At 60.7% G+C, this 23,297-nt stretch carries 17 protein-coding genes and 1 pseudogene; 3 read left to right on the top strand and 15 right to left on the bottom strand.

The window, feature by feature from the left end:
• Positions 1–3 precede the first annotated feature (3 nt).
• From C1T17_RS08850 to rlxS, 3 genes are all read right to left on the bottom strand, one after another.
• Complete coding sequence (locus C1T17_RS08850) at positions 4–231, bottom strand: helix-turn-helix domain-containing protein (RefSeq protein WP_104953133.1); 228 nt, start codon at positions 229–231, stop codon at positions 4–6.
• A complete protein-coding gene (locus tag C1T17_RS08845; RefSeq protein WP_104953132.1) occupies positions 228–647 on the bottom strand; it encodes a hypothetical protein in 420 nt (139 codons plus the stop codon). The genes C1T17_RS08850 and C1T17_RS08845 overlap by 4 nt, the downstream gene beginning before the upstream one ends.
• A gap of 177 nt (positions 648–824) precedes the next feature.
• Positions 825–2,897, bottom strand: a complete 2,073-nt coding sequence (gene rlxS, locus C1T17_RS08840) for a relaxase/mobilization nuclease RlxS (protein WP_104955103.1) — start codon at positions 2,895–2,897, stop codon at positions 825–827.
• Positions 2,898–3,176: 279 nt separating this feature from the next.
• On the opposite strand from rlxS, the gene C1T17_RS08835 reads away from it, so the two are divergent.
• A complete protein-coding gene (locus tag C1T17_RS08835; protein ID WP_104953131.1) occupies positions 3,177–3,539 on the top strand; it encodes a hypothetical protein in 363 nt (120 codons plus the stop codon).
• A 106-nt stretch (positions 3,540–3,645) separates the two neighbouring features.
• Here the strand turns inward: C1T17_RS08835 and C1T17_RS08830 are convergent, their stop codons facing one another.
• The 7 genes from C1T17_RS08830 to C1T17_RS08795 form a co-directional block, all read right to left on the bottom strand.
• The gene (locus C1T17_RS08830; RefSeq protein ID WP_104953130.1) at positions 3,646–4,557 is read right to left on the bottom strand and encodes a HEPN domain-containing protein; all 912 of its coding nucleotides are present in this window, start codon (positions 4,555–4,557) and stop codon (positions 3,646–3,648) included.
• A 106-nt stretch (positions 4,558–4,663) separates the two neighbouring features.
• A complete protein-coding gene (locus C1T17_RS08825) occupies positions 4,664–4,978 on the bottom strand; it encodes a hypothetical protein (RefSeq protein WP_145958929.1) in 315 nt (104 codons plus the stop codon).
• 55 nt (positions 4,979–5,033) lie between these two features.
• Positions 5,034–6,788, bottom strand: a complete 1,755-nt coding sequence (locus C1T17_RS08820; protein ID WP_104951829.1) for a ParB/RepB/Spo0J family partition protein — start codon at positions 6,786–6,788, stop codon at positions 5,034–5,036.
• 746 nt (positions 6,789–7,534) lie between these two features.
• The gene (locus C1T17_RS08815; protein WP_104953129.1) at positions 7,535–8,554 is read right to left on the bottom strand and encodes a hypothetical protein; all 1,020 of its coding nucleotides are present in this window, start codon (positions 8,552–8,554) and stop codon (positions 7,535–7,537) included.
• A complete protein-coding gene (locus tag C1T17_RS08810) occupies positions 8,551–10,140 on the bottom strand; it encodes a chemotaxis protein (protein ID WP_145958979.1) in 1,590 nt (529 codons plus the stop codon). Before C1T17_RS08810 ends, C1T17_RS08815 begins: the two co-directional genes overlap by 4 nt.
• A 196-nt stretch (positions 10,141–10,336) precedes the next feature.
• Positions 10,337–12,073 (bottom strand): hypothetical protein, encoded by a 1,737-nt coding sequence (locus C1T17_RS08800; RefSeq protein ID WP_104953126.1) that lies wholly within the window; start codon positions 12,071–12,073, stop codon positions 10,337–10,339.
• 464 nt (positions 12,074–12,537) lie between these two features.
• On the bottom strand, positions 12,538–15,762 hold the full coding sequence (locus tag C1T17_RS08795) for an SIR2 family protein (RefSeq protein WP_262982744.1): 3,225 nt from the start codon (positions 15,760–15,762) through the stop codon (positions 12,538–12,540).
• On the opposite strand from C1T17_RS08795, the gene C1T17_RS21655 reads away from it, so the two are divergent.
• Entirely contained in the window at positions 15,673–15,942 is a 270-nt protein-coding gene (locus C1T17_RS21655) for a hypothetical protein (protein ID WP_223262967.1), read from the top strand. The genes C1T17_RS08795 and C1T17_RS21655 overlap by 90 nt on opposite strands.
• A gap of 316 nt (positions 15,943–16,258) precedes the next feature.
• On the top strand, positions 16,259–17,539 hold the full coding sequence (locus tag C1T17_RS08790) for a YiiX/YebB-like N1pC/P60 family cysteine hydrolase (RefSeq protein WP_104953124.1): 1,281 nt from the start codon (positions 16,259–16,261) through the stop codon (positions 17,537–17,539).
• Positions 17,540–17,806: 267 nt separating this feature from the next.
• Here the strand turns inward: C1T17_RS08790 and C1T17_RS21650 are convergent, their stop codons facing one another.
• The 5 genes and pseudogenes from C1T17_RS21650 to C1T17_RS21910 all read right to left on the bottom strand — a co-directional run bounded on the left by C1T17_RS21650 (position 17,807) and on the right by C1T17_RS21910 (position 22,903).
• Positions 17,807–19,429 carry a hypothetical protein gene (locus tag C1T17_RS21650; protein WP_223262871.1) on the bottom strand — a complete coding sequence of 541 codons (1,623 nt, stop codon included), beginning with the start codon at positions 19,427–19,429 and terminating at the stop codon, positions 17,807–17,809.
• A 137-nt stretch (positions 19,430–19,566) separates the two neighbouring features.
• A complete protein-coding gene (locus C1T17_RS08775; RefSeq protein ID WP_104955101.1) occupies positions 19,567–20,628 on the bottom strand; it encodes a dsDNA nuclease domain-containing protein in 1,062 nt (353 codons plus the stop codon).
• Positions 20,629–21,171: 543 nt separating this feature from the next.
• Positions 21,172–21,896 (bottom strand): annotated as a pseudogene (locus tag C1T17_RS08770) (Crp/Fnr family transcriptional regulator).
• 262 nt (positions 21,897–22,158) lie between these two features.
• A complete protein-coding gene (locus C1T17_RS08765; protein ID WP_104953123.1) occupies positions 22,159–22,611 on the bottom strand; it encodes a hypothetical protein in 453 nt (150 codons plus the stop codon).
• A 163-nt stretch (positions 22,612–22,774) separates the two neighbouring features.
• On the bottom strand, positions 22,775–22,903 hold the full coding sequence (locus tag C1T17_RS21910) for a hypothetical protein (RefSeq protein ID WP_262982737.1): 129 nt from the start codon (positions 22,901–22,903) through the stop codon (positions 22,775–22,777).
• Between the last annotated feature and the right edge of the window lie 394 nt (positions 22,904–23,297).

The raw sequence follows: 23,297 nt of genomic DNA, 5'->3' as shown, positions 1-23,297 counted from the left end.
AGATCATCCATCCTCAAGCCGCCGCACCAATGCCCTGATCCGCTCCATGGGAACGAGCGTGGCGCTGCCGAGCTTGAGGATTTTGATTTCACCATCGGCGATCAGTTCATAGAATTTGCTGCGGCGGATACCCAGCATGCGGCAGGCGTCTGGAACGCGCACCGTGATCGGCTCGAACCTGTCAGGGGTGGGAAGGTCTGCCGCCTTCAGTGCGCGATGTTCCCGGCTCATTGCAAACTCCTCAGCTTCAAGGTGGCGGGGTCTTCCGTGGCGGGCGCGGCTTTCCCGGCAAACCGATCTGCGATCTCATCGATCAACTGCGCGAACATTCTGGCCCCTACAGCCTGCGCCGCCTCGTCGACCGGATGCATGGCGCCGGTGATCAGCTGATGCCGGACCATCCGCGCCAGCACTTCCCAAACCAGCCCTTGGTTGCGGCGAAGCCACTGGGTGTCGCGCTCGATCCGGGTAAGACGGATACCGATGCTCTCGTTGGATTTGGGTGCCTGCCGCCGGTTGAACCAGGCGTCGAGCGCCTCGACCAAAATCTCGGACCGCGCGCGGCCTGAGCTCTTCGCCAGATGCGCGAGCCGTTTGCTCATCTCCTCTGGCAGGAACAGTTGATGCCGGGTCTTGTAGCTTTTCATAGCATGTCCGCTTGGCCCATGAGGATATCGGGTGGCAGCGGACCGCCCCATGCAGGGGAGACATAAGAGCGATCCGCTACCATGGGCGATTATCGCCGTCCGACCTGTCGCAAGGCTATGGTGCTGATGGGCTCTGATGGGCGCAGATCGGCTCGAATTGCTCTGGACTGGACCGACTCACATACCGCCGATGCTGGGGCCGCTCCGCCCTCGGCCTATTGTCCAGTTGATAGACCGCCCCTCACGCATGATGCCGGACAGCGGTTTGCCCACATGGCGTTCCAGATCTTCCCGCCACGGCACAAGCGTGAAGTCGCGTGCGCGCTCGATTAGCGCGAAGCGCCCGGAGGTCATGTCCACCCTGCGCCTGAGTGTCCCCTCGACCCGCTCGTTCGGTTCGACCTGGGTAAACTGCAGGCCCATCTGCGTCGACAATTGCCCTGCCACCGCACGCATCTCGCGGTCCCGCAGGATGCGCAGCAGATTGGGGCGATAGAGGACATCGTCCCCTTGGCGCTCGGCCAGTTGCTGCTCGACCAGCCATTGCTGGCGCAGCGCCAGCGCCTTGCGGACATCTGCGCCATAGCCCGTATCAGCGATGACTGTCCTGTCGGTCGCCACCAGTTCCCGGTCGAGCCTGGTTGCGGCATGGACGCCGGTCTGTTCGAGGATCGACGTCGAGGACAGCATCTCGACCTTGACCGGTTCGGCGCGTAGCTTCCGCTGCTCATAGCCCAGCGCCGTGTCGAGGTGATCGGGGCCGATCTTCCATGTCCCATCGGGGTCGCGATCGGGCTTGCCGATCGCCCTGCGGATCGCCTCCAGTCGCCGGACATGGGTCTGCGCGAAGCTTTCTGTGGCCGTGGGATCATGGCTCAGGTGGATGTCGATCGTATAGCGCCCGCCATGGGCGTGGGCGATCCGGGCGACGGTCTGGTCGACGTCACGAGCTTCGGCCTGCTTTGGCGTCAGGCTGACCATACCGCCGATCGGCGTCGGTTCGCTGCTGGCGCCGATATCGACATAATGGCTGTGCCCATCGACGCCGTCGACGATGAGATAGCGGCGCTCATGCTCATCGTCGGCGGTGCCCCGCTTCACCACCCTGCCGATGATGGGGACGTTACTATGTTCGGGCGTCTTGTCGATGCCATGCACGACATAGCGATCATGCTGAGTTCCAGGCACCGCCTTCTCCTGCGTCATCTCGCGATGCATCAGGCGGATGATGTCGCCCCGCAGCCCCATGTCGATAAGCGTCTGTTCCATGTGCGGGGCGAGCCTCCAGGCAAGCGGTCCCGATGGCTGCGCCAGTTCCATCCGCTCGAGCACCCGGGCACGCGCGATCAGCAGTTGCTGCTGCCCTGGATCGAAAGCGCGTTGCCCCTCCTGCCCTCGCAGATCGATAACCTGGTCGCGCGCCTTGTCCCCGGCCTGCGCCAACATCATCCGGTCAAGCCGGGTGAGCCGTTCGGCATCGACCTCGCGCTCAAGCTGGTGGCGCACCTCCAGCTCACTCTGCGGCCCCAGCGCCCGGGTCATGATCTGCGATCCGCGATGGCGAATGCCATGGGCGATATAATCGCCCGCGATGTTGAGGGTTTTGCCGTCCTCGGTGATGCCCGTGACCGGTATATGGCTATGGGGATGACCGGTGTCGAAATGATCGACTGCCACCCAGTCTAGCGTCGTGCCCAGATCCTCTTCCATTTTTGCCATGAGGTTACGGGTAAATTCGCGCAGATGATCGAAGGCAGGACCATCCTCGGGTGCGACGATGAAGCGGAACTGGTGACGGTCGCCTGCCCCGCGTTCCGCAAAGGCCTTTCCATCCGCATCGTCGGCAAAGGTCGAATAGAAGCGTCCTGGCTCACCCTCACGGCTGACGCCATCGCGTTCGAGGTAGCGCAGATGGGACCGCACGGCGGTCGCCTTGCCCGCCAGCTTCACCACGCGCGCCTTCACCGTCACCCGTCGTGGCCGCACGCGCATGCCGCTGCCTCGATCGAAGGACCAGCCCGAACCGCGCGGCACGGCGGCCGCGATCCGGGCGCCCCGGCCCCGCGCATTGAAGCGCCCGGTGCGTGGCGCAGCAACGGCACCAGCATCGCCCAGCCGACGCGGGTTCCCGCCCCGCCGGGCAACCTGCTTCAATATCTCAGCGCGCAGCTGCGTAGCGCGCGGCGGGCGAGCGCTGTCGCGCCGTGAACGCCCGACGCGGGGCTCGAAAGGATAATCGTCCTGTGCCATCGAACACGATATGGCGAGCATGGCCGCTGGGTCTCAAGTATCTCGTGCAAAAGCCCAGGAATCCTGCGGCTTTGCGCCCCACCTGTGCCGATCCAATCTCGCCAAGGAGACAGGCCGCCTCCATAGAAAACGATGTGCAGACAGGGACTTGGCCGGACGGATGCGACGAAGCGTGTCGGCCTTTATCTTGCTATCCACTCCTGATCTGTCAGATCTTCCTTATGTTCACTTTATGTTCTATTCTCATGTCCATACCGATTCTTGTGGGAAGGGCCAGACGTGAGTGTGCAGATCGAGGCAATGGATGGCGGCAGGCTGAAGCTGACCGGCGATGTCGAAGCCGTGCTCGCCCTCCCCGCCAGCGCGGTGACCGATGGCTTTTCCTTTGCCTTTTCCGACGGGACATTGCTGCGCGGACATCATGATATCGGCAGTGGGCGCTGTCATTTTGCGCTCGCCGTAGAGGGCGCAGCCATCGTCGGCATCGCGCGTGAGGGACGCCATGACCATGCGCGGATCGACTGGAAAATTGAGTGGATAACGCTTGCCTGCGGCAGCAAGACGCTGTGTTCAATCGATGCGGAAGCGGGGGAGGACGGGCGTCAACTGGTGCTGGATATCGACGTCAGACAAGCGGCGTGAGGCGCGGACAAACGCGTGTTGCCGAAGCACGGTCGGATTTTCGCGCTACGTCAAAGCAGCCGTGATCGAGCACAAAAAGGCTGTCATATATTGGGTTGAATGAAGCTTACGCCGCCTTGGCAAGCGTCTCGATACGAAGCTCGCACGCCTCACGGACTAGGCTTTGCAGCAGCGCGACGCGCTGCGCGATCCAATCCAGCTCCTCTGCGGTGATGCGATAGGCGCTTGAGTAGCGGGCCTTGATATAGGCATCACGTAGCAGCGAATAGCAGCGCTTTTCGAAGCGGCTATCACGCGGCCAGACGGCTTTGAGCGACGGTTCCAGTTCCTCCGCCAGATCGCGCAGCCGGTTCAGATTATGGGTCTTGGGAGAATACAAAGTGCGGACCAGAAAGAGGCAGTGATAGAAGCGTTCAGTAGCTTGATGAAAATCAAAGGCCGCTTCATTGAGATAACCTTTTGCAAGATCCTCGGTAGCGATTTCCAAACGTCTGCGCGCGCTCTCGAACCACTCGTCGTAGTACTCCTGCGTTTCTTGAAGCGCCTGTTCGGGCGACAGCGGTTGAGGCTCGACAAAGGGGTGGTCAGGCTCCTCAAACAGGCTAATCCCGTCGCGCAGTATGTCCATAAAGAAGTAGCGCCCGAGCCGCAGCTTGTCGTTCACATCGTCAAGGCTGTGATAGATCAGGCTGACCGGCGTGCGCAGGACCGTGCCTGCCGACACGTCAGCGAGGAACTGCGCCTCGGTCTTCTCCCAGAACTCGGCGATGTCGGTGAGATCGTCGTGATTGACGACGACCAGCAGATCGTAATCGGAAAAATAGCGCCCGACCGGGTCTTCGACCCAATCTCCGCGTGCATAAGAGCCGAACAGGATGATCTTGAGCAGCGCGCCATTGCGGAAGCGCGGCTGGGTGCGCTGCGCGGTCGCGCGCGCAAAGCCTGCGCGCACGGTCTCGACCACATAGGCCAGTTCGCGCTGCTTGCCTTCGGGCAGATGATCGAGGCTAGTCTTCATGGACACAGAGTCGCCGTTTTGTGTGCCCGTGCCAAGTCCAAAGTGACGCGACGGGCCCGCTTACGGGTCGGTCGCGTCCTATTTACGAAGAGCAGCATTGCTCATGTCACTCCCGGTCCTTACCCCCGCCCCCGCGCCGGAACGGCCACAGCCGCCGCCACTGCGCGGCGCGGCGATACTGCCGGTCGAGCGACCGGGTAACGTGCAGAGCGACCCACGCCCGATGGCGCATGACATCGCGTTCGGTGATACCGAGCAACTCGGCGATGTCCGTGTCGTTGAGCTGGTCATCATACTTCATGCCATACACCATGCGGAGAATGTCAGGCAGCGTAGCCACCGCCCTTGCCTTCCGTCTTGCGTAGCGATCGGTGATGAACAGGCAGCGAATATAAGTGCCAAGGATGCGAAGGAGACGCATGTCCAGTACTCCAAAGGTACCGGCAACGGAGGTCCGCTGCCGGTGCATTGCGTGATCATGCTGCCTTGCGGATCGGCTCGGCGTCGGGGGTGCCAACATCGGGTGTAACGGCCACAAGCTCTGCCACCTGTTCCCATCGGCTGACGCTGCCAACGCCGCCGCGCTGGGTGTAGGCCGAGGGTGGAAAGGCCATCCACTTGGGCATCCAGCCTTCGACCTTCTGCCGTCCGTTTGTGCCAGCAATGCAATCGCGGATGATGCCACGCTGGACCTTCGCCGACTCCTTGGCATTGGATGCCGCCGTCTCCGATCCGGCAATATCCGCCAGCACATGCCCTACGATCTCGCGGTCTCGGATGCCATCGAGCAAGGCATCGTCAGCCTGCCAGACAGTTGCCATATCGACGTTCAGTTGGACGCCCAGCAGCTCGATCAACGCGCTGCCGCTCTCCAGCGTCTCGCCCATGACGATGGCAAGGATGTCAAGCACTTCGCTGTCGGACAGCGATAGAAGGTGCGTGAACAGTCCGGCTATGCCCTGCTCTCCATCATAGCCACCGGCGATGGTCGGCGTATCCGCATCGAAGCCCAGCAGCGCCAGCAGCCTGCGGCGTTTGGCATCGAAGCTGGCTTCGGACGCACAGGTCTCGACGCTCTCGCTAATGGCATCGCCCTGCCCGCGCTGGCGCACCACATCGATCCGCCACAGCGACGATCCAACAATGGCATGGGCCAGCATCACCCGTAAGGCTGTCGCTGGCGCATCGGCGAGCTTCGCGCGGACGGCCGTATGGCGGTGGAGGTCGATATAGGATTGCAGGGCGGAGGTCAGTTCGGGACGCTGGGGTTTGTCCAGCACTTCGCCTCTGGCAAGACGGCGCGCGTCCTTGCAGGTGACATAGCCTTCATGGAAGGTAACGTCGCCGCGATGACCCAAGGTTACATAGACCTTGCCGCCTTGCTTCTTCGCTGTCCGTTCATGCTCCCATGTATGGAATGGCTCTCCCCGGTCGAGGATGACGACATCGGACCATCCGGCATCGCGATACGCTTCGGCGCGATCTTCCACCGCTGCCATTTGCGCGGTCCAGAACTGCTCGGCGCAGGCGAAGTAGCTGTCCTCGCCGAACAGGTCGGATATGATCTCGCCACCATAATTACCTACATCGAACAGCGCGACCTTGGTGCAGATGGACGCGCCGCCGAACAGCCATGCCTTGAGCGCCGATCCGGTGGGGACATAGGCGCTTTCGTCATCCAGCAGAGCCAGCCAGTCGCGCTGCTGGCTGCGGGATGCCAATGTCAGATGCCGCACGGTAACGGCGTCGATCTTCTCGGTGCGGAACAGGCTGCGGATGCGTGGCAGCAGATTGCCGAGCGCCAGGGTGCGTTTGACCTGCAAGGCACTTTGCCCGAAGGTCAGCGCGATATGCTCGAGGCTGCGGCCTTCCCGCACCAGCCGGGTAAAGGTCTCGCATTGGGTCATCTCGTCGGGATCGAGGCGGGCGATGTTCTCGATCAGCGAGGCTTCCAGCGCAGCGGCATCGTCCCCCGGTGTCATCACCACGCAGGGCAGCGGATCGATCCCGCCGGTCTCCTGAGCGATGACAAGCGCGGCATGATAGCGCCGTTTGCCTGCGACGATCTCGTAAGCATCGGGCGTATCCCCTGCCCTCACGATCAGCGGCACCAATATGCCCCGTGCGCGAATCGAAGGGAGGATGTTGGCGAGGTCGGGTGCCTTCTTAACGCCCCGCATGTTGAGACGCGAGACGGACAGATTTGCGATGTCGATAGCTTTAAGTTCCATGACACTTTACTCCTTCTACCGCAGCAACCGGCGCCGGAATGGCGGGTGGGCGGCAGGAGCGAACCGAAAGGCCCGCCGAACGAGCCGGGTGGCATCCGCAGGACCGGAACGGAGAGGAGGAGCGGCTCGCAGCGCCGCTTGCCGCCCGGCGCGGCGGGCCTAAAGGGCAGCGACGCCCACCCGCCAGATCGACGCCGCCAAGGCCAGCGCCGCCGCCTGCAGGGCGGCGACTACAGGGCGGCGACTACAGGGCCGGTGCGCCAGCACCGGCCCCCTGCGTTACTGATCGTTGCCCGACAGGGACGAGACGCGCGGGCCGCGCGGCTCGGTGGAGCGTCAAGCGGAACAGAGCAGGGTCGCGCCGGAGGCGCGGAACGCCAATCAGAGAAGCTGAAATGTAGAAGTGATTTCCTGGTCTGGGACATTTTGCTCGGTCTGGTTTTGAGCTTCTGTTTAAGGAAAGCGGACGTTCGCGAGCAACGCACGATGCACTAGATCCAGCTGCGCACCGGCATCTGGCATGAGCTCGTCATTGAGGGGATCAATGGCACCGATGATGCGGCGTTCTTCGACGGCTTCAGGGAGCTGGCCTGGCTGATTGCTGCCTATGTGTCGATCGTGCCTTATCGTGGTTGGCGCCCGGTGCTGAGGTGGCTCGACGCCCAGCTCGATAGCAGCTGGTATTGCAAGGATGCCCGGCCGCGGCGATCGCTAGCATTGGGCTGCATCTATGCTGCAACAAAGCGCTATTCCGGGTGTGGAGCTGATCCATCCGCCGCCACTTCCTGCTCAGCGGCGATATGAGCATCCATCAATGCTCGGTGGCGAGCGCGGCGGATCGGCTCACGCGCCTCGCTGACTTGGTTACAGTGCAGGCACGTACCCCATTTATAGTCGTAGGTGGACAGCACGTCGCAGCGGCAGGCATCGACCCCGCAGGTCTCGCGAAGCACTGTCTTCGTATCGGTGCAGACGGCGCAGAACAGCTGGTCGTCGCTGCCATCAACGAGCTGGGCAAAGCGAGAGCCGGCCTCCCAATCGAGCTGGTCGCTGGAGCAGCTGAGGCACATGAACGATCGACGCCGCTTATCGAACCCGTAATGCTGGCGAATGTAACGCGGCGCGATTATCCCCTGAAGAAGTTCGAAATCGTTGAGCAGCCCGGTCTCGACACCGGTACCGCCCGCGATCGCATAGCCATCGTTGAACTCGTAATCCATCCGCGACGCCGCCCAGCGCGCCTCTGGAAACAGTGCAGCATGGGTATCAAGGATCAAGATGAGAATGTCGCGCGCATCTGAGACGATGCGGTGCCCCCCAAGATGGACGATCTTATTGCGCGCCCGTCGGCCTTCCTCGAACAGCCGCGTAAAATTGGCGTCGAGCATGGTATCGCAGACGGTGTTTTGGACGCGCACGAGGTCGGCGGCATCGACCGTGCGGAACTCCTCGAACGAAGTCGGCCGTCGGTCCGATCCTGACGGCCATAGCCGCGGTTCGCCGATGAGGAGCAGATACGGGCTGACCGCGGCAATCCGCGCCTTGAGGCCCAGTTCCTGCGATTGATGAACCATTACCAGCGCGTGGCGGAGCGCTGGCTGGCGTGAGGCATGATATTCTTCCCTCACGCTGCCATCATCATCCCACATCTCGAGCTGTGTTCGCTCGAGCAACCGGAACACGCCCAGTGCGGTCTCCCAAGCCATATTGAGCAAAGCCAGCGCCGAGCCATTCAGATCATCGGCAGTGGGCAGATCGGTGATCATGTCTTCGGAAAGTCCATGGTGTCAGAAGTGGCAGGGGTGGCTAGCAGGCCGATGTTCGGAAGGAGCTCGCGCCAGACCTGCGGCGGGACCGGCAGGCGATGCGCGCGGCACGCGGTCAGAACGATTGGCCAATGGCCGAGCTTCACCGCCGTGAGCTGGTCATAATGTTTGTTGGCTTTCGCTTCGGCGAGGATGAAGTCGAGCGTGTCGATGGTGTGTTCGGTCACCGGGATGCTGGCAAGCGCGGCGCCATGATTTTCACGGTCGAGATAGAGATGTTCCTCGCTGTCTTCGTCGGGCAGCCAAGTCTGAAACGTACAGTGTTGGAGAAACTCCTCACTGAATTGGGCAATCTCATCGAACAGGCCTTGCTCGCGCCGTGCGGCCGCCCAGAGTGCCAGCAGTGGATAGAGGATGCTGCCTTCGGTCGATGCCGTGCGATAGTCGTCGCTGCGTTCGGAAGGATGGTCGACCAGATCCCAATAGGAGCGGCTGGTGATTGGGTAGCGGCCATGCGCTCTGAATGCGAACATCGAATGCCTGGCGAGCTCCTCGGCCCATTGGTCGATCGCGCCATGCGCGCCCGGGCGGCAGGCGAGCAGAGTGAAAGTGAGACCGATATCAATCGCCTGCCAGTCGCCGATAGGCGATAGCAGCGCGCTATTGTTGCTGACGATCGCCATCATCGCTTCGATTAGTCTGTCGATTTTGGTGACCGTCGCCTTGGTCGCATCGGAAAGCAGCGGGGGCAGGGTGTTGAGATAGTCGTTGGTGAGAACGACCGGACCGTGTGCCGGCGACAGCTGCCACACCAGCCACAGTCCTCTCAAGGCAAGCCGCCCGACCAGATCGAACAGCTTGAGGTTGATATCGAGCGAAGCATGGCTCTCCACCGCGCTCGAAATGGCGTGCCGAGTCTCGGCCGCGGGCAGGATCTTGTCCTCGAACAGGGCGTCCCACACCGTGAAATGCAGCTCGGCCAGCTCATTGATAACGAAGCTCGCGGCTTCGCCGGCCTTGGAGGTTCGCGCGATATCGGCTTTGAGCAACTGCCAGACCTCGAGCAGCGCCAGTTCGCTTGCGCGATAGGGTGCCTCGACATTGTCGGCCTCGCGCGCCCAAACGAACATGATCCACAAACAGATATTAATAAGCCGTGCCTGGCTCAGCCGTGCCGCCGGCGTCGCACCCGGCTTGTCGGCAAGCGCCCGCAGCAGTTTCTGGAAATGGTTGAGCGCGATGTCGGGCTCCTCGACCATCGCCACGGCCTTGCGCAGATGACTGCGTTGATTGGGAGGCAGCAGCTCCTCGCGCAAGATGCCGTCAAGAATGACCTGCGCCAGCCGGTCGCCGTTCCACTCCTCGAAGCTGACCTTCTGCGTAGTGTTGCGGGTCATATAACCAGTTACCTCGGCGCGGACCTGCTCGTTGATCGCCCCGCCGAACGTCACGCAGATGGCGATCGGCAGGCTGGCATATTCGGGCGGAATGCGACTCGCGATATAATGGTCGAGGATCTCGTCGAGCGATGGTCTGAGACTTTGTGGGGAGGCGGTGTTCCACTCATTTCGGTCGAGATCGCCCACTTGACCGAGAAGAGATGCACACGCCGGATACCGTCCTGGCCGGGGCCGACCGCGGCTACATCGACGCCATATTGCCGCGTGCCCCGCGCCGGGCGCGAATAGACCGTGAACCCCAGCTCGGTCAGCAGATCCGGCAGCACCGCGTCGAGTTCGTCGCGTTCCTTCAAGGACGCCAGATATTCCCGGATAACGAGCTTCATAGCGCGGTCTTCATCGCGCGGAACACGCGCAGCGTATAATCAAGGTCGAACGGCTCGAGGATGTGAAGGCGCGGCGATTCGATGCTGTGTCTGAAGCTGTGCATCTGCATTTCGCTGCGCTGCTGCTTGCCACCCACGCCCTTGAAATAGCTAATCGACCGGGTGCCGTAGAGGAGCACCTGGCGCGTCGCGAGCGAAGCCATGATCGAGGTCTTTTCCGATGCCTTGTAGGCTTGGCGCATCGACTCATGTTGGCGGTGATTTTCGATGAGCCGCTCGCGCTCCGACGGGCGCAGCTCCTTGATCCGGCCGGCTGAGCGCAAACCCTCAATATAAGCTTCGAGTCTCGTGGTGAGATCGGCAAGGGTGTCTCGGGATGTGTGGCTGGCGTCCTTCGCCAGCTCGGCGATCCAGTCGCCGACGGACCCTGAAAAGTTGATTAGCAGCGGATCGAACAGGAGTTCGGTGATGTTGTGTGTCGCGTCCTCGCCGGCACCGTCGAGCAGGCCGACCAGCAGCGACGCTGCGGTCACCGGATGAACAAATAGCCAACCGATCGCGCGATGTGCGAGAAGCACACGCTTGGCGTCGCTCAGGCGCGCAGCCGCAGCACGGGGATCGAGGATGAGCGGCGCACCGCCATGATGATCGCCAACCAATGCCATTGTCGCGCGGCCGAGGTTGGGGTCGCACGCCAGCAGCCAAGCGATGATCGTCTTGGCGAGCTGGTCGGGCGGCAATTGCAGCAGATGATAGTTGAGGCTGCCTAGCGGCTCGAGCGAGGTCAGCTCCTCATGCTGTGAAAGCAGCGGCGCTATCAGCGCCAGCGCTTCGTCGAGCCGGTTCTTGCCGGCGAGCTTGCCCGCCGCCGCGCCGATGTCGCGGATCGTGCCGCGATTGCCGATCGGGACACGTTGCAGGATCGCAATCATGGGTCTGACGATTACGGGCGGCAATTCGTCGGCGTGGAACATCAGTTCGAGCGCCAGCTGGTGGATCGCATGGTCGCCGGTGCGGTCGATATTGGCCTCGATCAGCGCTGCGGCACAGGTATGGGTGTCGGAATGGGTTTTGGCGATCTCGCACATCGCTGCGAGAATTTGGCCGAGGCTGTTGTCGTCGGCGCTTGCGGCGTTGGCGGCGAGTGCGTCGACGGCGCGGGTACGGCGGTCGGGATCGGTGAGATCGAACGTGCCGATCGCCTTGGCCGCTGCCGAACGTGCCGGCCCAGCATTGCCGCCAACATAGAGAACCGCCCGGTCGAGTGCTGCGTCGGGCTCGGTCTTGGCCAGCGCCTGCAACGCCAGGAACACATAGGTGGCATCGTCGCTATCCTCGGGGTTGATCGTCTCGAACGTGTCGCGAGCGCGGCCACCATGTTCGGCCCAGCTCCGATAGCCGCCATTGGCCATACCCGAGGCGAGATCCTCGCCGGCGCGCGTCGAAAGGGCTTTGACGGCGGCGAGCATGTCCGGGGCACTGGCGTCCAGCGCCGGGATCAGCTCGCCATAGACGTGCATCACCGTGAAGAAGTCGTGCTGGTTGATGGAAGAGTCGGCGATCTGCCGCGCGGGTTCGAGCACGTCGATCGTGCCGTCATTGTGGAGTGCGATCAGCTCCGCGCGAAACGCCGTGCCGAGTTCGTCGTCAGGTTGCCGGCGCAACCTTTCGATGAACAGTTCGGGCAAGCTGCCCGCGCTCGCTGCCGCGATGATCTCGTCCCTGTCGCTCAATCATCCTCCATTGGCGGCCTTTTGGATAGGGCCACTGTTCTCATATAGGGGCGTGGCGAGGGGAGGTCATCCTTTGGGAGAGGATGTTCCTATGAATTACCCGCGCGATACGGTGCTGCGCTATAAGGATACAGGATTTCTAATGGGTCGATTTCGGCAGGAATGCGCCCGATCCAAGGTATCCGTCTGAGATCAAAGCAAACCAATGAGTGGAAATTCTGCTTATGACCGGTAGCTGGGACAAAGCGACTTTCCCACGGCACTCCTCAAACGGCAGGATTTGCCATTAGCCGACTTCAGTCCGTGTGGCTCCAAATGGCCTCAATGTTAAACGTTATGGGCAAGCCCATGATGGAGGAACTTCGACAAAAGCCGAATTGGATTGAACCGCGAGTGGCAACTGCCCCCGACCGGCAGCAATATATTTACACCTTATATCTACACCTTTCTACATTTTGGAACTTTCATCGAAAGCGAACCGTGCGTTGTTCGAGCGACTGGAGACGACGATCGACCTCAAGCGCGGGCAGTGCCTTAATCATTCGGTCCAGAACCTCCGGCATGTCGTAGCTTGTGGCGCCTGCTCTGCCGAAGGCTTTCCACAAGAGATCGAGTAGTTCGTTCGGGAAATTTTCCGGCGCCTGGCTCTGCTTTACCGAGACGAGGTGCGCACGCTCGCGCGCATAGGGCGCGATATAAGGCCGCAGCGCCACAAGCGCGGTCGGGAAGCGGCCTCCTGCACCGACCGCGATCGAGATGAGGTGCTGGTTGTTGGCTTCATCGACGAACCTCCGTTCCTTCGGCCAGACGCGATCAAAGAAGGGCGCGACCATCTTGTCCCAAGCCTCCTCGACGCCGGCTTCGTCGTTGTGGAGCCATCGGACGAGAACATCGAGCACGCCGCGCCGGACATTCGGCGGCGCGAGGCGCAGCGCGCGGGACACATCCGCCTCCGTCAGACCCCAGCGCTCCGCATCGTCGCCGCGCACGGACGCCAAGGCAGGTCGGAGGATACGAGACGCGACGGCCGAGCCTGCATGGTGGTCGGGCTGGGACTCGACTACGGCAGCGATGATCGCCTCAGGGATCAACTTGGTCACATCCGGCGTGATCGCCGAATAGAGAACGAGGATACGCCTGAGCGCCCGCCCCTCCGCATCTTCGGCAGCCAGCTTGGGCACGACGCATTCCGCGACGAGCGCGTGATCGACGGCCATCAAGAACGCCAAGTCGTGAACACAGATGGCCCGCGTCAACGTACCCGCGGGGCCGTCGAGTGTCGCGAGGTCGCGGAGGCGTTGAATATGGCCGGCCAGATCACCGGCTCCTGCCTTGCGAACATGATCGATCTCCTGGAGCTGGACCTGCACGAAGCGTCCAGCCGCGCTGTTGATTGCGGTGCCGTACAGCCCCTTGTCGAGATCTAGCTCCTGATCTTCTCCCGCCACAGACTGCGCCGCTTTGGCGAGCCAGGCATCGAGATTGGCGATCTCGCGGCGCGGCCCAGTCATCAATGCGTCCACGACCGAGATGCCGAGATCCTTGAGCGGGACTTCCGACAGCGCCTCGAGCCGCGCAAAGGCTTTGACGAGTACGGCCTGCCGCAACGGTTTGTCGGACTCGTCACTGAACGAGAGTGCGGCGATCAAATCTCCCCACAAAGCGATGTTTGGTTCTGTGAGCTCGGCAGCGTCGAGCGTCGCAAAGGCGCCCTGAGGGTCGCTCCGGCAATAGCTGCGCCAACCGAGCTGCCGGTCCATATCCGGACTTCGCGCAAGTTCGATCGCGACCTGCAGGCGGTCGTCGGGCTCGGCCTCCTCAATCGGAGCAGCATCTCCCACCACCCGCTGCACCCCTGACATGTAGGACGAGAAAAAGTCCCAGTCTTCGGTCGCGCGATCGAGATAGTCCCGCGCCTGCTTGATCGAGGTAAGCTCCTCGGCACCCTGCGCCGACAGGACGCCGGCTTGTTCCAGCATGGTCAGGCGAAGCCAGACCTCGCCATCGCGCGCATGAGCGCGCCAGTCGACCTGGCCTTCGGCGATCTTATACCGCCCGTAGAAGGCATAACCGGTCCCACGAATGCGCGCCTCGACCGCCGCGCGTTTCTCCGGGGAAGCCTCTGCGGCCCGGTCGCGCAAGAGAAGCGCGAACTCTCGCTTGACGATCCAGAAATCGGTGTCGTTGAGGCCGAGGATCGTATCGAACGCCTCGTCCGCGGAGAAGGCAGCCGCATTCCTCATGGCATTCATGGCAAGCCGTACGCCGATCCTGCTGCGCAGCGTGAGCCACTGGTGTGCCGCGTGCCGGGCCATCTCACGATCCGGCTCAACCACTTTCTCGAACGCGCCGACGAGAGCCCGGACCAAGAAGAGGACGCCGTCATGGTGCTCGTTTTGGGGATGGTCCTCGACAGACGGCACCTCATAGTCGGTCATGTCATAGTCATCTACGATCATCTCGAGATCGATCGCCTGGGCAACCGTGTTGCGCAGGGCGTCGGTCGCGAGCTCTAGGACGCGGCCCGCGCGCTCCGCAAGCGCATCAAGGGCGACCAGAAGCTCGCGAGCACCATATTCGTCGCCAACGGCGAGGTCGATCCAGAGGATGTCGTTCAGACGCCGGGGCTCCTTGCCGGCATCCTCCTCCCCCTCGAGACTCTCCTCGAAAATCCGATAGTGGCGTCGAGCGACGAGCGACGGTGTGAGGAAAGCCACGGCCCGCCGGAGATCCTCCTCAAGCACGATTCCGGATTCGAGCTCCTGTTTCAGCGTATAGGCACGCTCGTCGAAATCGTCTGACCGGCCGCGCGCAGGCCGGCTGGTGAGGAAGATGCGCCAAGCCTTCTGCCAGAACGGCGCCACGCCCTGGCCCTGTCGAAGGCGTTGGTCGAGCTTCTCCAGAAAGCCCGGACCAAGGACCGCGGCCCAATCAGCGGCGACGCACAGACGTTCCGCGTCATCGAACTTCTGGGCGAGCCAAGCGGCGATCACCCAGGACGCTTCCTGGGCGCTCCACAGATCGTTGTCCTGAAGAATGTTGAACCACCTTGGATTTGTGATCGCCTCAAGCGCGGTCGGCCAGAGATCTACCCGCCCGGTGAAGAGCCATTTGAGCTCGCGCAGCGCCGGCTCTTCGATCCGAGCATCCGGCTGACCGAGAATGTCGCGCACGCGCTGCTCGCGCGACTGCTTTGGCCGGTCCAGGAGATCGGCGAGCTTCGCAAGATCGCCCCAGAGCGGCGAATGATCGGGAGCGCCGGTGTTCGGGTTAATGCGACAATAGACCAGAGGCGTGACCGCGACGGTGCCCCAGGACGCCTCGGCCTCGCCTGGTTCGTCGGTGTAGGCGTCGAAGGCATAAACTTGGCGCAGGTCGGGAAAGCGGGCGCGGTCCGCTTCGAGGACGTTCAGGAAATAGCGAACGGGCGCGTCGTTCGCGCTGTAGCCTATCAGTACGATGGTCTTGCAGCGCGCGATGTCGAACAGGAAACGCGATGCCCAGCCCGAGCGCATATAGGCATCGCCATAGTCGGCGCTGGTCAGGACAAGCGGCGTGGCCTCGAGGTCTAGCGTGTCGTCCTGCAACCGGCCATGAATGTGGATGATCCCCGAAAAGTCGAGGCTCCCCGGTGGTGGGAGCGCCTGTCCCGCGAAGCTGGCCTGCTTCGCTGGCAGGAGAGGTGCCACAGTGGCGACCCCCCGCTCCAGAAGGGTGTCGAAGTTGGTGGTGACGGTCAGGATGCGATTCTCGAGATCACGCGACAGGCGCAGTATCGTGACGTGCTGGTCGAGCCGCGGTTGAGCGGGCACCGCGAGCAAATCCGAGGCGGCCCGTACCATTGCTGCCGGGTCAGCGAGGCCGCGTGATATCGAACCGAGCACCTCTTCGAATCGGCCCGCATCATAGGCCTTGGTCTCCGAGGGGGACCGATCGACCCCGAGGCGTTCATAGACTCGATCGACGAGCGTCTTGAAATCTGGAAGCTGAGGCGCGCTGATTCCGGTGCCGCAGAGGAATACGACCTCGCCAGCCATCATGGCATCGACGAGCTCGGCAGGAAATTCAGGACCGTGTTCGGTGAAACGAAGCGCCACAGACGATATCCTCAGGGTCTGCTATTCTTGTGGCCGACATAGCCGATAGGCTCTTGCTGCGTGAGTGATTCATGATCCGAGGACGAAAATGACCAGCAGCATGATGCGACGTATCAAGGTCGAACTGCTAGAGCCAGGGGATATCGTGCTGACCTCGGCACCCGGAAAGATCAGCAGGGGTATTCGCGCGGTAACGAAGGGTGAGGTTTCGCACGCTATGATCTGCGTCACCAACGGCTCGATCATCGATTCCACCGACTATGGCGTGCGGGCACATAATATCCAACGTGAGCTCTATGGCGACGGGGACACAGTGTCGGTCTATCGACTCCGCCAAGCTGTCAGCCACGTCCGGTTAAATGCCATTATCGATGTGGCGCGTTCCGAGATCGGCACCCAGTATTCCAAAGCCGAAGCGATCCGGACCGTGCTCGGCGGTCCAAAGCCGCGGTCGCGCAAACAGTTCTGCTCCAGGCTGGTCGCACGTGCGTTCGCTGCGGGCGGAGTCCATCTCGTCGGCGATCCCGACTATTGCTCCCCCGAGGAGTTGAGGCGAAGTCCGCTCCTCGTCGAACTTAACGGCATGACCGAGTGGGTCACCGAGGAGGAGCTCCGCGCCTGGGCAGCTCGGTCGAATCCGATCGCCGACACGCAGGCGGCCCAGAACGCGGTCCTGGACGTGGCACGGAAACTCGACCCATCCATCGAAAATTTCAACGACCTCGACCGGTATGTGCAGGAACATCCCGAGGCCGACGCCGAGATTGCGAGAGCCTATCGCGAGACCGGTTATTTACTGCTCTGGAGGACCGACTATGCGGTAAATCCTTGGCACTATGACTTGGAGGCGATGGACGCCATCGTCAATGATCGCACCATTGACGATATGCGCGCCTACTGTGTGAGTACGATCAGGGAGGCCTATACCGCTGGCATCCGCTATGCGGTAAATCTGGTCCATTATCGTGCGCAATTCGCCGCCAATAAGCGTGAAACCACGGCGCAGTTGGTGATGCTCTATGAGCAGCTCGTCCGCTCCGATCAGCAGCGTCGCGATACAGCGGGTGCCTGGCTTGAGCGCCATTTTCCAGAAGACGTCCGCAAGTATCACCAACGCATCGTGCCGCATTCTGATCTGTGGTTCTCGATCATTGATCGGGTGGAACCAAATCTCGGCGCGATCGCCCGGATGTCGATCCGAGTCATGGGCTCCGAAGACGTCTGCTCATCCTGCGGGGATCCGCCTGCCGACTACCGGCTAATAAATAGTGCGGACGCGATGCCAGGTGTCCCGTCGCTCAGGCTGTGCTCGGACTGTGTGGAGATCCGCCGCAGTGGAGGCGAGGTGCTGGAACCGTTAAGTGGCTGAGTTGCCTTAGGGGGGCGAATAGGCGCGCGGGTCCTCATAAGATCGAAATAAGATCGAACGGAAAGCCCGTTATGGATGGACGACCGCTTCCAGGCATCTTCATTCAGCGATCGAATGACAGGGATGTCCTCGCTTGTTGCCCGGATGATTTGGCTCATGTCAACGACACGTTCCGACGTGAGCGGACTTTCAGACGCGCGCCGCGCGGATCATCGTAACGGCTCCCTGCTCTCTGTCTGACCACGCCCGGCATCTCGATGCTCCACCCTAAATCAGCTCACCTTGATCTTGACCGAGCATCTTGTTGATGAAGGGCCGCATATAGTTGCTGACCTCATCGAAATCATCCTGGCGTAGCAGGGACTCCTTCACCGTTGGATTGATCGAGGAGCCCTTATACTCGACGCCGTGCATCGATACCGTTCCCAGCACGAGTTGCATGTCCTTCGGACGATTCTTCAGTGCGAACGCGATCATCGCCGCGGCGTTCTTTTCGTCTTGGTCCTGCTGCAGGGGGGTATCTAGGATGATTGGACACAGGCAGGACGTCGTGAACTCCCGGATCGTGTGCAGCAGCGCGAAATGATAGGCTAGGATCGCCCGCGGTCCATAGCTACCAGTTTCGTTGATTTTGGGCGAAACGCTCTTCCTCGCTGCCTTTCCGAAGTCCACGCCCAGATCTGATGCAAATGCGATGAGCTTGTCGGCATAGAATGACACGATCTTTGCTTTGCGTTCGGAATCACTGAGCTCCTTCATCAAGGCGTTCGCGACGTCCTCCTTCTCGGACCAGCCTGAAATGCCTAGGCCGATCACGTCGCGCTCCGCCGAGATGGTCGCATCGACGATGCGCTCGCTTTCATCCTTCAGCATGTCGCGAAGCTTGATCTCGCCGCGCTCCTCCTCGAGCAGTTTGTCGATGCGCGCGATCCGGTCCCCATAGCTTGCAAGTGACTCCATCTGGCGCGCCACATCCCCCTCGACTTGGGCGAGCGAATGTTGGGCGCTTGCCAGGAAGCCTCGGCATGCGTCGGTGTCATTGATCAGGCTGAACCGGTTGGCGAAGTCGTTGTCGTGGACGGTGTTGCAGGTCGGGCAAACAACCTGTGCGCCCGTCAAGCTCTGCGAGAACTTCACGTCGGCATCCAGCTCCTGAAGCGCGACCCGTGCGATCTCGATCTCCTCGACCAGCACGGCCCGCCGGGACTGGAGCTCGGAAATCTTCCGCTTCACGCCCTCATAGACCGCTTGTAGCTCGTTCAGCTCCGCGAGCAGCTGTTCGATCTGGTTGCCGAACATCTCGGGCGCGAAGGTCACCGTGACGGGAGACCGGCCATTGCGCAGGCGCTCGGTTGCGCGGTCCAGGGCACGGCGCTCGGCCTTGAGCTCATTCTGCTCGCGCTGGGCTTCCCCACGCTTGGCCTTGGCTTGGTAATATTCGCGAGGGCGGATGCCAGTATGATATTCGAGAATCCCGCGCTTGAAGTCCGAGATCATCGAAAGCCCCTTGAAGGAGCCCCAAGTGTCATCCCAGCCCCGGTCTTGATCTTGATAGAAGGGCAGGAAGCAAAATTGCGGGGGCGGCACGATCAGGTCGTTATACTTAGTCGGCAGCATGATGTTGAAATCGAGCAACTCGGCGATTTTAGGACCTACTTCCTTGACTAGGCCGGAAGCGCTCCAGAGCAACGCATCATTGCCGTCGAATAGCGCGAATTGATCGTCCAGGCGAAGGATCGCGTAGAATTCCTCGCCAACGGAGAATCGCAGCATGATCGTGACCGAAGCGTTGGACCACTTCTCGTTGATCACCGAGGAGTCCGCGCCGAATGCGCCATAGATCGATTTGATAAAGTGCGATTTCCCGGTGTCGTTTTCGCCGAAAATCACCGTGGAGGCAGCATCAAATTTCTCCTGACGTGCCTTCTTCTCGATCCGGGAGAGGAGCAGAAGCCTGTGCAACTTCAAGCTTTTCATACGACTTCTTTCTGAGGCTTCTTACCAGGCGCTTGAATCGATCCTGCCGCCTAATGCGCGTATATCTCATAGATAATCATCGCTCTCAGCCGGGCCGGGCTGAACGGTGACAGGTATTTCTGTCCGGTTTCTTCCACTTGCACGAAAACGGCCTCAATCATCTGCGTGAGGCTCAGGCTCGCATCTTCGACGACGGGTGCCAAGATCGCCGTGATCGCCATCCGAACCCGGTGGACGGCCCGGTCGGCCGAGTTCAGTGCGACCGCCCGATAGACCCCATATTCTCGACTGATCAGGCGCTGGTCCGAGAATGCGTAGGTCAGGTTCGGTGCGACCTGGCTCCACTCGGGCGATCGGCTGTTGCTCGCGATGGCGTTGAGCCATTCCTGGACATTGACCTTGGTCAAGCCCTTGTCCTTGATCGCTTGTTGCAACGAGATGATGTCGCCCTGAAAGTAGGCCTTTCGCCGGCACTCATCGGCGATCGCCCGGTACACTGCCTCCGGGCTGAACCAGACTTCTCCCAGGTTCTCGGTGATGAAGGTCTGCAGCTTCCCCTTGGTATGCGAAACGACGTCTCCCAGGCTGAGATTGGTGTGCTGGAAGCCCAGCAATCCGATCTGGGCCTTGGTGGCCGATGAATAGGCTTCCCGGACGGACTTGACGACTTTCTCGAAGTCGGCTGTCTCGCATTCCTTCAGCTGGAAAGTCGTGTTCGTATTGAAGCCGCAAAGCTGGTTCGAAACGAAATCTGCAGAGAGGACAGCGTTAGGAAATTTAGCGACATTGTCGAACATCTTGTCGATGTGGGAAGGCTTCTCCTTAATTCCCGTCTCGGTCTTTACCTTCTCGCGCTGGAGGAGCTTGCTCAACGTCCAGCCGCCATTCGTCGCCTTGGACTTTACCTGATAAAATCTCGCTGTCGTTGGTTCGGTTGTGCTGTTCAGCAGAACGACATCGTCATGAAACTCGAAGACGATGGCATAGTCATCCTGTGTGCCATGTTGCTCGAACAACAACGCCAAGCCCCACATCGTCTGATATTCGTATCGACCTCCAGTCGCCGATTTCTCGCGAAGTGGCTTACTGATAAGGTCGGCCGCCAAGGTCATATTTAATCCCCCGGCGAACTTGATGCCCATGCGCGACGGCGTTGGCAATCACAAAGCGAGCAAGTAGCCGCAGCGACGAGGCCCTGACGCGAATTTTTGCTTTGGAGTGTTTCATTGGCAGTTTCTGTCGAAGCAGACGTTCGCGGCACCTAATTTAAACGACCGGGTCCGGTCATAGCTGCCGGAAAAGCGGAACGTCTGCTGCCGGGGATGGAAAATTGGGCACTGAGCGTCCGGCATGGGTCGGATCTACCTGACGTACGATTTGTGAAGTGAGCCGCCTATAGCGCTGCTTTGCGGGGGCGACCGCCCGACACTTCTTCGCAAGCGGCTACTACTCTTCTTGTTCTCTTGCTTATGCTGCAGCGCGGATGAGTTCCTGACCCGTCATTTCCGCAGCTCCTGGTGTTAAGGTTATGGCAATCCCATCAGGACCATCGAGTAGCACTTTCCCAGCTTCCGCGACGGCGATCCCGGGGGTTGAATAAAGCTCTGTAGCCATATCGATCTCCGCAGCCAGAATATGGAAACGAGGCACAAAGATCAGTGTTCCGCGTTGCCATGATCCAGGAAGAGATAGCTAGGGTCGAACTCGCTCAGCCGGTAGAGCGCATCGCGGTCGAGAATTTCGATATGGTTCCCCTGAATGAGCAGTATGCGACGCTCGCGCAGTTCCCGCACCATGCGGTTAACGTGGACCGCTGTGATACCACAGGCTTCGGCGATGTCTGTCTGCGTCATTGGCAAGACGAACGTGCGTCCATCGCTAAGCCCCACCGCACGCAATTTGGTTCGATCTCGCAGAAAAAATGCCCAAGTCGGCAGAGCGCATCAAGGCGGCCAAGCCGGAATATCCACTCACGGTGCATTGCTGCATCAAGCAATGTACTGAACCATAGAAGTTTGGACATGCCAGGGCGCTGCACCATGATGTCATCAAGCCGAGCATGAGGTATTTGCGCGACACGGCAACTCGTCAGCGTGGCAACATCATGGTCGAGCCGCTTGAGTGGATAAGCATGGAGGTCGACAAAGTCGCCCGGCACATGGACCGCGACGATCTGCCTCTGGCCTTCCCGATCGCCTTTATAACGACACATAAAGCCATCGATGAGATAGGTGCTCATCGCCACAGGGTCACCCTCGCGGACCAGTATACCACGTGGCGGCAGCTCTCTCACCGGCGCTGCCGCATGTTCAAGCGCGAGGACGTCACCTTCGCTTAGCTGGTCGCGGCGACGACCCAGCAAAAATTTATCAAATACCATGTGCACCCCTCAATGGCAGCGAAGTTGAAAAACAGGTTGCTCGATGGGCTATCCGCTTTTCTCATCCAAGCTGGCCTTCGAATCTATACCTTCTAATAAACACATCGCCCTATCTACTTCGGAGCAGCCCAATTCGGTGAAAGGCAGGGGTCCGTTGGCAGGAAGCCATTCGTTCACGCTTTGCGCTGCTACAATCACCAACATTCCCGGCTGAAGCGTCGACTGCGCGCGCATCGCAATCAACTCAGCCACTAAGAGGGGCTTACCTCGGCCGCATAGCGCCTAGTGATGTCGAGGTAAGAGAGGAAACGGTTGGTGACGATACCCTGGCCATCGTCAGGCGGCGTGGCATAGAGCATGGCCCGGAACGGCTCGCCGTTCTTGCGATATTGCAACAGTTCGGCGTTGGCGTCGCGCCCTCCACCATCGCCTGTCCATAGTCCGCAACAGCTTCCACGTCGGTGCCCACGCCGTTCATGAAGTGAGGCGCCTGGCCAAGCACCTCTTCACTTGCATAGCCGGAGAGATCGACGAGTGCCGCGTTGACGAAGATGATCGGGTTCCCTGGAATCCTGGCATCGGTCACCATCATCGACATTCGCGTGACACGTACCGCCTCAACGAACATGCCGCCTTGAAGGCGAACACCCTCCAAGTGACGCTCGGAGCGGTCGCGCGCCGGCCTATCTGGCAAATCATCATTGAAGTTGTTCATTGCAAACCCCGGCAGCAGACATTCGCCCCGCTACAACGAACGAAGGGAGCTTCATTGATGATTGCAGCTAAGCAACAGCGTCGTTCGGCCTTGGCGCTCGCAGCTCAGGTACAAAGCGCGAAAGGAATACGCGCGCCCATTCCTTAATGCAGGACGCTGATCATCAACTCTTGAGCGTGACAAGACCCACAGTGCCCGGCTTCTGCGAGGGATTAGACGCATTTAGCTTCTTTGGCTTCTCGGCTTTTGGCTTACGCGCTTCGCGATTGGTCTTCTTCTGACCCTTGGCCATGAACCACTCCTTGTCTTAGGATCGGCTGGTGCTGCTTACTCGGTGAACCCGCGATCAGGATCCTCGCTGCTGTCGCAATCCGCGGGTCTGTTGAGAACTACTTTCCGATCGAGCATAGGCTCGCTGTTTTATCACTGCCGACGAGCGTGTCGCCCGCCCGATCGCCGCGATACCTTCAAGCCGCCACATATCCGCGGCCTTGGTGGCTATGGCGCGGACGTTTGCAAGGTTGCTGTTCGCAGCCTGCTCGATTTGGACTTGTTCCTGCGTATGACAAAGTTCGGAAGAAGGATACATGGCGGCCTCCAGATGAAGTGATAAGAGCCTTTGTGATGCGATAAACAAAGACCTTGACGGACTGGTCTTACCAATCGGCAACTACCGTGAGGCTGAC

Source organism: Sphingobium sp. SCG-1, assembly GCF_002953135.1.
GTDB lineage: Bacteria > Pseudomonadota > Alphaproteobacteria > Sphingomonadales > Sphingomonadaceae > Sphingobium.
This window is presented reverse-complemented; position numbering and strand designations above follow the sequence as displayed.

Bases quoted from the DNA above. Each gene is read 5' to 3' on its own strand.
- C1T17_RS08850 (WP_104953133.1), bottom strand. From the start codon at position 231: ATGAGCCGGGAACATCGCGCACTGAAGGCGGCAGACCTTCCCACCCCT.
- C1T17_RS08845 (WP_104953132.1), bottom strand. From the start codon at position 647: ATGAAAAGCTACAAGACCCGGCATCAACTGTTCCTGCCAGAGGAGATG.
- rlxS (WP_104955103.1), bottom strand. From the start codon at position 2,897: ATGGCACAGGACGATTATCCTTTCGAGCCCCGCGTCGGGCGTTCACGG.
- C1T17_RS08830 (WP_104953130.1), bottom strand. From the start codon at position 4,557: ATGAAGACTAGCCTCGATCATCTGCCCGAAGGCAAGCAGCGCGAACTG.
- C1T17_RS08825 (WP_145958929.1), bottom strand. From the start codon at position 4,978: ATGCGTCTCCTTCGCATCCTTGGCACTTATATTCGCTGCCTGTTCATC.
- C1T17_RS08820 (WP_104951829.1), bottom strand. From the start codon at position 6,788: ATGGAACTTAAAGCTATCGACATCGCAAATCTGTCCGTCTCGCGTCTC.
- C1T17_RS08815 (WP_104953129.1), bottom strand. From the start codon at position 8,554: ATGATCACCGATCTGCCCACTGCCGATGATCTGAATGGCTCGGCGCTG.
- C1T17_RS08790 (WP_104953124.1), top strand. From the start codon at position 16,259: ATGACCAGCAGCATGATGCGACGTATCAAGGTCGAACTGCTAGAGCCA.
- C1T17_RS08775 (WP_104955101.1), bottom strand. From the start codon at position 20,628: ATGACCTTGGCGGCCGACCTTATCAGTAAGCCACTTCGCGAGAAATCG.
- C1T17_RS08765 (WP_104953123.1), bottom strand. From the start codon at position 22,611: ATGAACAACTTCAATGATGATTTGCCAGATAGGCCGGCGCGCGACCGC.
- C1T17_RS21910 (WP_262982737.1), bottom strand. From the start codon at position 22,903: ATGGCCAAGGGTCAGAAGAAGACCAATCGCGAAGCGCGTAAGCCAAAA.